Raw genomic sequence first — 12,394 nt, forward strand, 5'->3', positions numbered from 1 at the left:
CGGTCCTATCTAATCTTGATGCTGAAAAGATGTGTCAGGTTGCGTTCAACCAGCCACGCCCTGACTTCGTCCCCATAAGTACCAAGCCCCGCTCCGTCGAGACTGCAGGCTCGCAGAAAAGCGATCACTGCCCGCGGAATGCCGCCAGCGGTCATCTCGTTCCAGGCGGCACGGTGTTCAGCGACCAACAGTCGGAGTTCTTCGATAGCGGCCTTCGGATCGTGCGGCGCTGAATTCGAAAGCAACAAAATTCGATTCTGTATCGTCTTGATCCGCAAAACCGTGCCCTGATACGCAGGCACGGCAGAAAGTGCTGCAAGGATTTCCTCGCCAGCTGGGTCGCTATTCTCGCTGACATATTTCTTCCAGCCCGCCAGAGCGGCATTTTCCGCCGCCGAAGCGAGCGACATCAGGCGGTCGACGAACTGGTATTTGAGATCGACTTCGGGACTAGCGAGACTGTTGGGATCCGACCTGAAGCCCGCCAGAAGGTCAGCGGCACGCTTGCCGAGCAGGTCGCCCTCCTTAGGAACGAAATCTATCGAAATTCCGACGGCACGAATATTATTCATGGTCTTCGCCGCTTCCGACAGCTTATCCGCCACCGGAGAGAATTGCTTGGCGCGTGCTTCGAGCGCTTGGGCTTCCTTGGCAGACTCCCTCAGCTTTTCGAACTGCTCGATCTCGGCGACGAGTTCCGAAGCCCGATCAAGCAACATGAGGAATGTCCTTCGCCGCGGGTTTCAGGCTCGCCAAGCTCGTCTGAATCGTCGTCACTGATCGGTCAACAGACCTGATGCTCTCTTCGACCGCACCGTATTCAGACCGAAACTGTTGAGTGAACGATCTCAGATTGTGGTCGACATTCTGCACGAACATGTTCGCCGTCTTTTTCAACTCTCTGCCTGCGGATACGGCGCCATGCCTCCCGCGTCCCAATTGCGGAAGGATTTCGGAAGGAGCCTGAAGGTCGACCAGAGCGCGCGCCGCGCCAATAGCGTCGTCAAAATTGGTCGCTGAAAAGGTCTCGATGGCGCTCGCAAACGCATTGGCGTTTCCGCCGCCGGCGAGTCCGGCGCTGGTCGCAGTATCCTTCAGCGCACGGGCCGCGGCGACGATCGCGGACTTGGCTTGTGAGTTGCCGAATGCCTCCTCCATTTCCAGGAGCCATTCCTGCCGCACAGCAAGCTCCGCGGTTATGGCCGGCTCCAGCGCCGCCTTTGCCTCCAGGTAGGCCTTCGCCAGGATCGCATAGTCGCCCTTTTCGTCGGATGGTGGAACCATGGTGAGACGCCATTGCCGCTGTCGAAACCCGCGAATGGCGGAGACTGCCTTTCGGGGATCGAGCATTGCGCCGACCTGGCCGCCTTTCATCGACGAAATTTGAGATCGGGCCATGTCCGAGAATTTCTCACGTTTGGCCACCAGGCGCTGATAGAGCGTGCGCATTTCGGGCGCCTCGCTCGCACAGTCGGCCGCCCATTGACCGAACGCGGCGTTGATTGTGTCGCCGGCGCGCGAGTCTTGTTTGATCCTCCCGCCGATCGCCGCGCCTATGCACAACAACTCTATTGCCGCAGCAGGAGGATCCCAGTTTGCTGTGGGACCGCTGATCTCCTTCAGTTGTCTTTCCACGTCGCCAGTCCACACTTCAAGGCACTCGAGAAACGCGGAGAGCATTTCCGAGCCTTGATCGAAGTTCCAGTTGAACTGCTGCTTGCTGGCGCGAAGAAGTCCGATCAACGCCTGCCCGGCTTTGTCGGGATCAACCGAACCGGGGATCGTCAACTGCAATCGAACGTACGACGCCGGCGCGATCATTTGCCGTTCAAAAACGATGCTGGTGCGTTGGGAAAATACCTTCGATTGCCCGAGAAACGTCGATCTCGCCAGTCCCAGCATGTCCCAATCAATATTCTCGGCCACAGCCGTAAAAATCGCTTCGCGCAACGATTGCGCTACAGTTTGATCAAGAACTTCGCCTCGGATCCACTTGTTGATCGCGCTCGATTGATCGTCTTCCCGCGTCGGCTTTTGTTCAGGCTCTTCTAAGGGTGGTTCACCCGGGCGTTCGACAGTTTGCTCCACGGCTGCCGGGATCCCCGGTACGCCGAAGGCGTTTCGCAGAGGCGCCGGCAAGTCTCTGATCGATCCCGACCCGTCGTACAATTCCAGAAACGGGATCAACCTCTCGGCCGCTTCCGGGTTTGCCGTTTTCAGCCGATTTCTTGCCGATACGTCGAGCGTGCTGAGCGACGGGTCTCCTCCGAGTTTGTCAACGAATTGGCTGGTCGGAAAGCGCCCGGTTTTGATTGCCGGTTCACTGACGTCCAGAACCTCCGCCAGCACCTCGTTCTGCAGAATGCGGGGGTTCAGGTTTTCTGGCCGGCCACGGTGCACGCGCTCGGACGCGTTCCAAAGCGCGGTCAATGTGAACGGATAGAGTCCGTATCCCTCGATCTCGCCGAACGTCGGGTGGCACTGGGAACGATAGGTGCATGTGGAACACTTACTGGGTGCCGCATCGCCAGTTTCGGCGGTTGCGCTCCAGGATTCAATTTCGGCGCGTCCGAGTCGCACGGCATTGAGGTATCTCACGGTGAATTCGCCCAAAGCTTCCCTCGTCGGGCGGCCACCCTGTTGACGCCCCGTAGAGCGGTCCATGTCGATGATATGCGTGGTCCTCATATACGCTGTTTCCGCGACGCTCTCGAAAAAGCCGGTAGTGACCGCTATGGCCGATCGCATCTTGCAATAGCTGCCGTCGCCTTGATTTGTGATTGCTTGAAGCAAGGCTCGGTCGATGCCTTGGAGGCGCGCAAATTCCTCCACCAGCAGCACCAGCTCCTTTCCCTGCTTCATTAGATGGGTCCGCAAGCGGCCCATGAGTTCCTCGACGCGGTCACCGGAAAAGCTGAGCGTCCTAGACGTCGCCCGGTCCAAGTTGCGGTTGATGATCCGGACAGTCATCGCCCGCGTAACGTCGGGTTCAAGGTCGACGACCTGTAGTGCATCACGGGCGTTCTTCGAAGCCTTCGCGAAGTCCAGGCCGCCCAGGGGCAGATCTTCCTCCTTGAACGTACGGCGACTCTCAGGTCGGTCACTTGCATTCGAGGGAGCAAAGATATGATCCACGATGTCAGCGATCACCGTACCGTCCGACAGGAAATGGGCCTCCCGCATGTGCGGGTCCTGAAAAATGTGCGGCAGAAGCTTGATCAATTCAGCTTCAGTTTCCGCAGTAGACTCGGACTCTGAGACTTTGTCCTCGCGTATGGCGACCGCGATGTCGTTGAGCAACTGCTGCTTCTGTCCGTTCCGTGTCGCGGTTCCCTCGCCCGCTCGGTTCAATGTGTCACGGAAGCCCTGACGTTCCTCTTCCGGCAGCCGTCCGATTATCATCTCGACGATGGCTCTTAGACTGGTGCCGGACTTACGGACCACCAGGATCATGCGCTTTTTGTCCTCCTTCAGATGAAGACGCATCCAGTGAATAAGATGCGATTTTCCCGAACCCGTCGTTCCCAAGGCGACGGCCAGAGCGTGAGGACGGTCCTCCCGCATGAAATCCTCGAGGAACTCCGTGGGCGCCGTCTCAACGTAGGAAGACGGGGAGGCGACTAGATCCTGAAACGAGGTTCCCACAGGTGCGCTGACCTTGAGATTCCAGTCCGTGTGAACAGCCTGGAACAGCGCATCCGGCATGTGCTCCGCAAATGGATTGATGATCTGACGAACTTCACGGGGATCCCAACAGACGACGTTTCGCATGCTCAGTTTGCCTTCTTCGCGACATGACTGACGCGGCGTGGTGATCCGCCGAAGTCGAATATGACCGCGGGAGCGTCTGCCCGGATTGTCAGCGACAGGAGCCTTTGCAGCGCCAGGCTGGTCGCGGGCGAAAGACGCCTACTGTTCGCGTCCACATCCGGCGACAGCGCGAGTTGCTCAATCGTCAACCGCGAGACGCCTCCCTCGAACACCGGATAGATACGCGCAAGGCCGGCGATTAAGATATTGATCGGCAACTCGCTGGCTTCGGCAAACAGGCCCGGCAGTACTTCACGGATGGCAGAGAATGGATCAGGAATAGTCCATCGGGTTTCCTTTGTTCCCAACAAGGTCGCAAAGCCAAGATAGCGGGCCCAATATATAAAATTTTGGAAACTGTTAAGGTTCGTCAACTCGGTGAGCGCTACATCATCGCCGAGTTCATTTCTGAGTTCGTTTCTCGGGTCATCGCCAAAACCCATCGGTTCGAGCGGATTACGCCTCAAGAACCAGGCGAGTGCCATCGCGAATCCTGTCTGCCCGGCAGCTTCAGCCCGCAGAGGGTCAAAAAGCACTTTTACTAGATGAGATTTGAAACGAACCTCCGGGGATGTCTTTCCACTCTTCCCTCGAGCCTCTTCTGTCACCTTGATCCGTTCATCATCCTCTTCGATCAAACCGAGCTTTTTTGCTTCCCGAAGTGCGCTGCTGAACAGCTCGGTCGGGCGCTCGCCAGCGTCGTCACTGGCACCGCGCGTGCGAATGGAAGGCGGCGTTGCCCAACTTTCGAACCTGTCTTTCAGCTCCCCGGCGGCGCTCGGGAGAAGTGCAGAATAGAGCGCGAAGAGCCTGCTTGGTACCGCGGGTGCAGTCGTGATGATGCTCATTCCAATACCCTTGCGAAGAAATGTTCCAGAGCGAAAACTCGCCCTCCGAAGACGTCCGTCAATCGACGGCCGTCAAAGGAGCGCTGCTCGTCGGGAACGATGAAGATCCGCGCGGCGTCTGGCTTCGGGATCAGATTGACTTCCTCAAGACGAGAGCCGGGACCAACCAGTACAATTTCCGGCCCGCGTGGAAGCCTAGAATAAACAAGGCCGGCGACTTCGCTCACGAAGAAGGGAATTCGCTCGGCGAACGCGAGCACCCGGACCATATCGAATGGGGACTTTCCAAGACAAAGAAGCTTCGAGACGCCGAGCAAATTCAGCCGCCCGATGCAGTCGGCCAGATGCCTTGAGGCCTTGCGGTTAACTGATTCAGGATCGTAGGTCACCAAAAGGCGACCATCCTTTCCAAGAATCCGGGCAAGGTCCGGATTGACTGACGGTGCCCGCCACCCCGACCGTGGCTCTCCCACATTGCGCGTATGGCGGCGGAGGCTGAGATCGGACCGGCAAACCGAGCAGCGGCTGCACTCCACGCCAACTCTGTCGGCGCCGTAAAGAGCCTCGAGAACCGAAGCAGGACACTCTACGTCTGCGAGAAAGCGCTCCATCAGCGCGAGGTTTCGACCGCTTGCAGCGGCGCTTGCCGCGCGCACAGGTTCCACCAATTCTGCCCAAGTCGCCTGTTCAAGATGCCCCTCCTCCAGAATGTCGACTTCCAACCAATCACCAGGCGCAGTCAAGCGCGGAGAGGGAGATCCCCTCATTCGGATCAGCTTCGCCCTGGACATCAGCGCCAGCGTTCGCAGATTCCAGTCGGTGTTGCGATCGCCGCGCATATCGATGTCACCATCGCCGAAACCCGGCCGGCCATCGATCCTGACCGCGTAGCGGCCGCTTGGCACGGAAACTTTGCCGCCAAACATGGCACTCCATCTTTCGAGTCCGCGGGCGATGCCGATGATCTTGTCCCTGTTGATGCCTTGAGCGCTCGAGTGATCTCTTTTCGTCGGCACTATTAATGACAGGGAGGCCCGTCCATCGCGTCCGCCTCGTCCGACCTCTTGGTAAAAGCGGTCGAGAGTCTCGGGTACGCATGCGTGAACCACGCTGCGGGCATGCTGGTAGTCGATACCGAGGCCGAACGCGGACGTGCCGACGACGATATCGAGAGCGCCGCTGCGCCATTTCCCTACGATCTCTTCCCGTTCAGTTCTTCTGGTGTCCCCGTGCAGCTTTGCGATTCGACGGAATCCGGCTGCGAGAAGTCGTGCCGTCCAAGCTTCCGCATCGGCGACCTCGGTCACGTAGAGAACACACGGCCTCGGAACACGATGCATGGCTTCCAGAACCCTGTTGACGCGTTCCTGTTCGGACGATTCTCCAGCCACCCAATAGTCCGGCTCCGGCCGAAGCTGGACAGCGGAGAAGCTTTCGAAATTCTCCTCGCCTCCGAAGAATGATTTGAGCGTTTCCAATGAACTGTCGGTCAGCGTGGCGGACAGCAGGAGAGTCCGCATCTGGCTTTCCGGCGGCGCAGCCGCCAAGAGTTCGCGCCTCAGCCCACTCAGTTCTTGGAATTCCGTTCGAAATCCCGTTCCCCACTGATCGACGAGATGCGCCTCATCGACAACCAGGGCCCGAAGATAGCCGCCCTCGGCGGCCTTCCGGAGCGAACTCCTCAACGCACCGCAAGCAGCTTCCGGAGAAGCGAAGCACAGGCCTTGTGATCCGTCGGCGGTCTTCTGGATAATCTGCGCGTTCGATACGTCGTTTCCGCCCTGATAAGCAAGCGGCGGTGAGAGACCGCAAATGTCGACTGCTTCTATTTGATGATTCACTCCCAACGCGACTGTAGGAACGATGACCAATGTCACGCTTCGTCCGTCCGACGGCTTTGAATTCGTGAAGCCGACCGAATGCGCCAACTGGAATATTAGACTTTTACCCTCGCCTGTCGGAAGCGCCACTACTGTGGTCCCGCCCGGCGGCGTCGAAAGCGCGGCGCGTACGGCGGCCCGCTGGCCGACGCTCCTGTAGAACGTGCGATTGACAGACTTGAGCAAGGGATCGCCTTCGACCTGCTGTCCTTCGAAGAACCTGCACCTGACTTCGGCCGCCGCGCGGGCATCTACCCCCTGAGTATCTCCTGAGTCCAGCCACGCTGGCGACCAGGGCAAGGCCGAGACGAAAAGACCGGCTGAGGACGAACGGACTTGCGTTCCGACATCGGCCCATCCGCTGAAATCCATCAGGCGAGGATGCTTGACCAGAACGGCCGGAGCGACAGTAAAGTCGCGTCGAGCATGCTCGTGACGCAGCGCCTGCCGGAGAAGAACGGCAATGTCTAGGGCGCTCGCGCGTTGTGGCTCTTCCCAAAGGGCGACCCTGAGCCGTTCGACGGCCTGTGCCTCGGTACTCCAATCCGTGTGGTCCGGGTCCGACAGAAGGCGCTCGAGCGCAGCAAACGCGACTCCTCCCTCAAGAGCGCTCATGTGACGGCTCCGCCGGTCTGCGATTCGAAATTATGAAGCACCCCATCGCGTCAAGCCGCACCATTGGATTCTCGATGCTTCGGACGATTGCTTCCGCTGTCTCGAGGTCTTCTCGCGCGGAGAAGTCACCGGCGGCAGATCGACGAAGAAATCCCGACCGGCGTCTGTCTAGGTCGGCGCGGGCTGCCATGCGCGCGGCTTCTGTGCGGTCCTGGTAATCAGCATTGCTGGCGATAAATCTCCTCGCGGAATCTCGCACGTGTCGACATGAATGCTCAAAGGATGCGGCATCTATGAAATCCGCGAGGATGCCGGATCGGCCTCCAAGATTGATGTCGGTCCGCGCGTCTTCTCGCGCAGAGGCATCGTATGGCCGAGAAAGAATGCCGACCAGCCCTTGATCCGTAATCGGAGTGCCGTCCGCGTCCACATGCATTGTGACGGCAAATGGAGGAAGATAGTTTTGAGCGCGTCGGGCCAGGGCGCGCTCGGCAAGTGTCGGCGAGGCAAAGTTCTCGAAGTGGACATCAGCTTCTATGACGAAGCAAAGCCTGAAACCAAACCATGGATCTCCGCGCCATTCAGGCTCCACCCGCCACGTCACGAAGGCCGTGCCGCGATCGTCCCATTTCGTGTAGCGCTCCATCGCGTCCATCAAGGGGGTACCAGGACGGAGCAACGTCACGTCGTTATTGCCTGCCGCTAGGCGGCGGCGCCAAGTAAGGGGCCCTGTCTCGTCGATTTTAAACGTTTTTAGCCAAGGCGTGGGCGGCACGAGGGTTTCGGAATCCGCGCCCAGGCTGAACGGATCGTCTTCCGAGCCTGCAATACGGCGCTTGTTTAGTTGCAGGACGCCTACAAACCATTTTTCGATGCCGCGACCGAGCGCATCCTCGTCTTCTTCCGCTGCGTCCAGTCCTTCCACGAAATGCTCGACCGACTCTTCCGCCAGCGCGATTCTGTCAAGCGCCGACTGCTCGTCCTGAGCGAGACGCTCTCCCTCAATTCGCTTTCTTACATCAGCAACGACCGCCTTTGCAGCACCCGGACCGTTTCGAAGCATGGCAATAAAAAAATCGGTCTCGATATCGTCCAAGAGAAATTGTACGTCACTGATCGACTGGTTAAATACCAGCATCCCTTGCGTGAGGACGTCGAACCACTCCTGCCACGGGCAGCCGTCATCATCAGAGGGAAGCAGCACCCGGTGCCTGATGATGCTCTGCCTACGTCCAAATCGGTCCAGGCGGCCGATTCGCTGCTCGATGCGGGCTGCCGAAAATGGAAGGTCAAGGTGGACGATCGCATCCGCCACGCTCAGATTCAGTCCCTCCTCTCCATGACGGTCCAGGACAAGCACCGCCGCTTTTCGGAGAGCAGAAAAACCGTCGACTGGGCCCGCGGCCCGGGTCGGCTCATCGGAGCCTTCAGCCAGGAGGAAGACGGAGACGTCGTGCAACCGGCCCGCAAGGGCCCTCTGGAATTCTTCCGCAATCATTGTAGAGGAGGAAAAAACTACGATCTTGGGACTGTGCGCAGCGGTGGTAAGTGTCTTGAGCAGCCTCGCGGTACTTTCGACCATGACTTCGATTCTATTGTGAGCCGGGCCATCACCAAGTGCGATCGAGAGGAGTCCATCCATCAAGTCTAGCTCGCCCTCGAAGACCGGATCTGAAGATCGGACAACGGCAGCGAATTCCGGCAGGCTGATACCAAGGGCTTCGACCCAGCTTCGATACCTCTCCGCGAGTTGAACCAGTCGCGATCGGTCCGAGGCCGGCACGGTATCCATCGCCGCAAAACGCCATTCCTCAAGAGCGGCCAAAAGACCATTGATCCGATCATCATCGTCGATTTCCTGCCGCACGTGCGACAATTCGGGCTCCTGACCCACCGCCGGTCCGCGCGGCATGAATTCCCAGCCTTTCGCATCCGCGCGACGGGAGCGAATCAGTCTTTGATGGATGCGGTAGGTGTCGGCGACATGGGTGCGAAGGGCCGTACACAGTGAAGCGACCCGCTCGGGTTCGGTGCGACTGGCTTCGATCAGCAGCGGCGCCAGTTCGACGACTACTGGATCGTCCGGAAACAGCTTCGCAGCTTCTGCGGCCCGCTGCCGCAAGACCAACGCCGGACCGGTCGGATCCAGACTCAGAAGCAACCGTCCGAACTCCCTCCTGTTTTGTAGCTTGACTGCGAAACCGTCGACGTCGTTCAGCGGATGGCTAAGCGGATCCAAAAGGTTGAGAAGCGCGAGAAAACGACGATGGTCGCTAAGCGCCGGCGTCGCGGAGAGCAGCAGCAGTACCCTGCTTTCACGGGAGAGTTGCTGCAATCTGGAAGCGGCGTCGGCGAGCGGACCTTCCGTCGCTCCGACCACATGGTGGGCCTCGTCTATGATCAGGACATCGGGAATTTCGGTGATCGAAGCGATCTCTTCATGCGCGCGCAGATCGAAAGCATCTTCGAACTGGTCGAAGCGCAGTTTTTGCGTCAGCTCTTTCTTCCATTGCACCCGCAAATGTTCTGGGACTGCAATCACCACTCTGACCGCGGGATTGTCGATCAAGTGCTGCCGCGCGACCAGACCGGCTTCGATCGTCTTGCCAAGGCCGACCTCGTCGGCGAGCAGATAGCGTTGGAGCGGATCGGCAAGGATTCTCCGTACCGCAGCGATCTGATGAGGGACGAACTCAACGCCGGCCGACAAGAGCGCCGACATTCCCTGTGCCGCGCCGCGCATCGCTGTTAGCGGGCCAATGGCGGCCTGCCTCCGGTCATGCAGGAATTGGCTTTCTGCTCCTCCGACGGCCAGGATTTCGGCGGGGTCATCCGGGGCATGCCATGGTCGGACATGCAGGAGCGTCTCGTCCAGGTCCGCCATCCGTCCATTCGGAAACCGAACTTCGTACTCGACAAGGCCATCGTCGCGTCGGAGGTACTTTACAACACGGCCGATCCGATACCCATCGCTTCCGCCGACATAGACGCGAGTTTGTCGGCTCAGATATCCCCGTTTGAGGTCATTCGACGATATCTCGACACGCTCCGAACGAGAGACGGAATGAAACACGGAAACGATGCAGCGCCCCTCGAACGCGGATATGAGCTTGCCGATTCCTTGCCGGAATGGCAACTCGACAAGCATTCCCCTAATATGCATACGCCTCCGGGGCGGGCATTCTCCCGCCTTTCCGTTCGACTCGGCCGCCACTCGATGACGGCTGCAAATAATAGTGCATCCTGGCCCTCTTTGAACCGGGAATTGATTCTCTTTGGTAGCATTCAACCGATACTTGGTGAAAAATTCTCTCAGATCTGGCCATGCCAAGTTGGCCGAAAAGCCGGTAACAGTGGGAAACCGATTCGTCTGAATTCCCCGCCCTTGTAAATAGACGGCAGTCACCCGGATCGATATCCCTGCAGAAGGCCCCGTGATAATGCAGAAATTCGTTGGCCTTGGCCGCACCTTTCTGTTCATCGAGCGAAAGGAGCAGAACGGCAAATCCTTCCCGATAGGAGATTCCTTTTTCACGGATCCGCCAACCAGATAAGTACGCCGCGCCAAGGCCAAATTGACCAATCATTGCATGCGCTACAGATCGAGCCTTGGAAATTGCTAAAAGGCGACTAGGTGCCACGTCCCGGAAGATGGCATTTTTCGTCAACGTCCGGAAATCTTGCACCTCACCGCAAACTCCAGCCTCCAAACCCACGCTCAGAAGCTGCGATTTGCGCGGTGACTAGGGGAAATTTCGCGGACCCAAGCGCGCACTGATGCGAGCAGCTCATGACGCAGCTACTCGGGTTGGGAGCGAAAAACACGATGACGCGGTGGATGCGCCTGTGTACTTGATACTTGGGTTAGTCGGCGAGGGGATCGAGGAGCAGAAGGTCCACTACGTTTGCGTGCTCCTATCTTCTTTTCCCTGCTCGGCAAGCGGCACAGTCCATAGGCGTGCCAAACGGGGGAATGGCGTATTCACCTGTGTTTGGATCACGGCCGTAACGTAAGCAGGGTGCCGGTGGAGGACCAGTTGGCACACAAATATACGCTGGCGGCCCCATAGAGGCCGCTGTTCGAGCAGCCATCAGATGCGCATCGGCCTCAGCTATTGAGCGCGTTCGATTGAAGTTAGCCGGCAAAGCACGTGCTGCTCTTTTTGGTGCCCGAGCCATAGAATCCCCCTATCAACGTAATCCGCTAAACACTGCAGTATTTATTCCGTTTGTAATCGAAGCGGACAGATGTAAGTCCGCCGCTCGTCTATCCGGCTCTCTGCCAGCAGTAGCAACCAACTTTCCATTTCGGGAGGCAGATACGACCGACGGGACCGCTGGTCCTAACGTAATAAGAAGGTCATTGGTCCTGGTACGGTCTGCACTTAGGAAGGTGCCGCCTGGATTGACGGTCACCAGCTTGAACTTCCAAGTAGGAGTTGCATTACCGCTTGTATCGATTACGAACTTCACCTCGTGTTGAAGTATGCTGTCCTTTACCCCTAGAGCCGTATTTTTGAAGTTTACAGTGTTCGTCAAGGACGCGCTCACCGCGGTGAACAGCCACTCAGATAGCTTCAGATCACTTTGGAGGAGGAATAAGCCGTTTGGACGAGCGGCCTCCGAACATCGCGCATTTTCCAGATCACGCACTAGGTAGTATCCGTCTATGACGTTCTTCCGGGTGGCATCCGCAGATAGGTTAAGGCCGGCCCCGATATTGAAGACTGCAGTCACCGGACTTGGCGGGAACCAATTCACGCTCGGTCCTAACGTGCTCTTCTCTTCGTATGTCAAAGTGAGAGTTGTTTGAATCCCGAAGTCGTCTATGAAGGTCCCTTGGGGGTAAGCCGCACGCAGGTCGCTCACCGCATCACGCAGCTCGCAAGTAATGTTGATCAGAATAGCTTGGACGAGTTGCTGACCTTCTACTCTGCTACCAGACTCTGCGATTTCAGGAACACGCAACCCGCATCCTGTTGAGAATCCCACTATCAAAATTGGCAATACAAAGCGCATGGCGGACATGAGAGCCCCCGTGACAAAAACCGATTATGCAAAATGCAAACAGCGTTTCTTAAATTCCACCCGCAGGAAACACTACCCCTTTAAGTTGCACAAGGACCTCAGTAGAACGGTGAAAAAATCCAACCTGGGTGTGGCCAACGGGACACAATATGCGCCTCCGATCGGCGGCGCGACGCACCTCTTCGTTTGTCGCCGGGCGGCCAAGGCTTGAAT

At 58.0% G+C, this 12,394-nt stretch carries 7 protein-coding genes; 1 reads left to right on the forward strand and 6 read right to left on the reverse strand.

The genetic code is table 11. The features are described 5' to 3' along the window. Window positions 1-5: 5 nt before the first annotated feature. From ABID59_RS21385 to ABID59_RS21410, 6 genes are all read right to left on the reverse strand, one after another. Window positions 6-719 (reverse strand): hypothetical protein, encoded by a 714-nt coding sequence (locus tag ABID59_RS21385; protein ID WP_354084674.1) that lies wholly within the window; start codon window positions 717-719, stop codon window positions 6-8. After that, window positions 709-3,771 (reverse strand): protein DpdH, encoded by a 3,063-nt coding sequence (gene dpdH / locus ABID59_RS21390; RefSeq protein WP_354084675.1) that lies wholly within the window; start codon window positions 3,769-3,771, stop codon window positions 709-711. The genes ABID59_RS21385 and dpdH overlap by 11 nt, the downstream gene beginning before the upstream one ends. Window positions 3,772-3,773: 2 nt before the next feature. After that, window positions 3,774-4,658: a protein DpdG gene (gene dpdG, locus ABID59_RS21395; protein ID WP_354084676.1), complete on the reverse strand. Its 885-nt coding sequence runs from the start codon at window positions 4,656-4,658 to the stop codon at window positions 3,774-3,776. Continuing rightward, window positions 4,655-7,153 carry a protein DpdF gene (dpdF, locus tag ABID59_RS21400; protein WP_354084677.1) on the reverse strand — a complete coding sequence of 833 codons (2,499 nt, stop codon included), beginning with the start codon at window positions 7,151-7,153 and terminating at the stop codon, window positions 4,655-4,657. The genes dpdG and dpdF overlap by 4 nt, the downstream gene beginning before the upstream one ends. Next, entirely contained in the window at window positions 7,140-10,301 is a 3,162-nt protein-coding gene (gene dpdE / locus ABID59_RS21405) for a protein DpdE (protein WP_354084678.1), read from the reverse strand. The genes dpdF and dpdE overlap by 14 nt, the downstream gene beginning before the upstream one ends. A 1,043-nt stretch (window positions 10,302-11,344) precedes the next feature. Next, window positions 11,345-12,181: a hypothetical protein gene (locus ABID59_RS21410; protein ID WP_354084679.1), complete on the reverse strand. Its 837-nt coding sequence runs from the start codon at window positions 12,179-12,181 to the stop codon at window positions 11,345-11,347. Window positions 12,182-12,191: 10 nt separating this feature from the next. Between ABID59_RS21410 and ABID59_RS21415 the strand changes: the two genes are divergently transcribed. Next, window positions 12,192-12,392, forward strand: coding sequence for a hypothetical protein (locus ABID59_RS21415; protein ID WP_354084680.1), 201 nt, complete (start codon window positions 12,192-12,194; stop codon window positions 12,390-12,392). Window positions 12,393-12,394: the final 2 nt, after the last annotated feature.

It is taken from the genome of Bradyrhizobium sp. S3.3.6, from assembly GCF_040546905.1.
In the GTDB taxonomy this organism is placed as follows: domain Bacteria; phylum Pseudomonadota; class Alphaproteobacteria; order Rhizobiales; family Xanthobacteraceae; genus Bradyrhizobium; species Bradyrhizobium cytisi.

Excerpts from the sequence above, each read along its gene's own strand:
- ABID59_RS21385 (WP_354084674.1), bottom strand. The coding sequence starts at position 719 with ATGTTGCTTGATCGGGCTTCGGAACTCGTCGCCGAGATCGAGCAGTTC.
- dpdH (WP_354084675.1), bottom strand. The coding sequence starts at position 3,771 with ATGCGAAACGTCGTCTGTTGGGATCCCCGTGAAGTTCGTCAGATCATC.
- dpdG (WP_354084676.1), bottom strand. The coding sequence starts at position 4,658 with ATGAGCATCATCACGACTGCACCCGCGGTACCAAGCAGGCTCTTCGCG.
- dpdF (WP_354084677.1), bottom strand. The coding sequence starts at position 7,153 with ATGAGCGCTCTTGAGGGAGGAGTCGCGTTTGCTGCGCTCGAGCGCCTT.
- dpdE (WP_354084678.1), bottom strand. The coding sequence starts at position 10,301 with ATGCTTGTCGAGTTGCCATTCCGGCAAGGAATCGGCAAGCTCATATCC.
- ABID59_RS21410 (WP_354084679.1), bottom strand. The coding sequence starts at position 12,181 with ATGTCCGCCATGCGCTTTGTATTGCCAATTTTGATAGTGGGATTCTCA.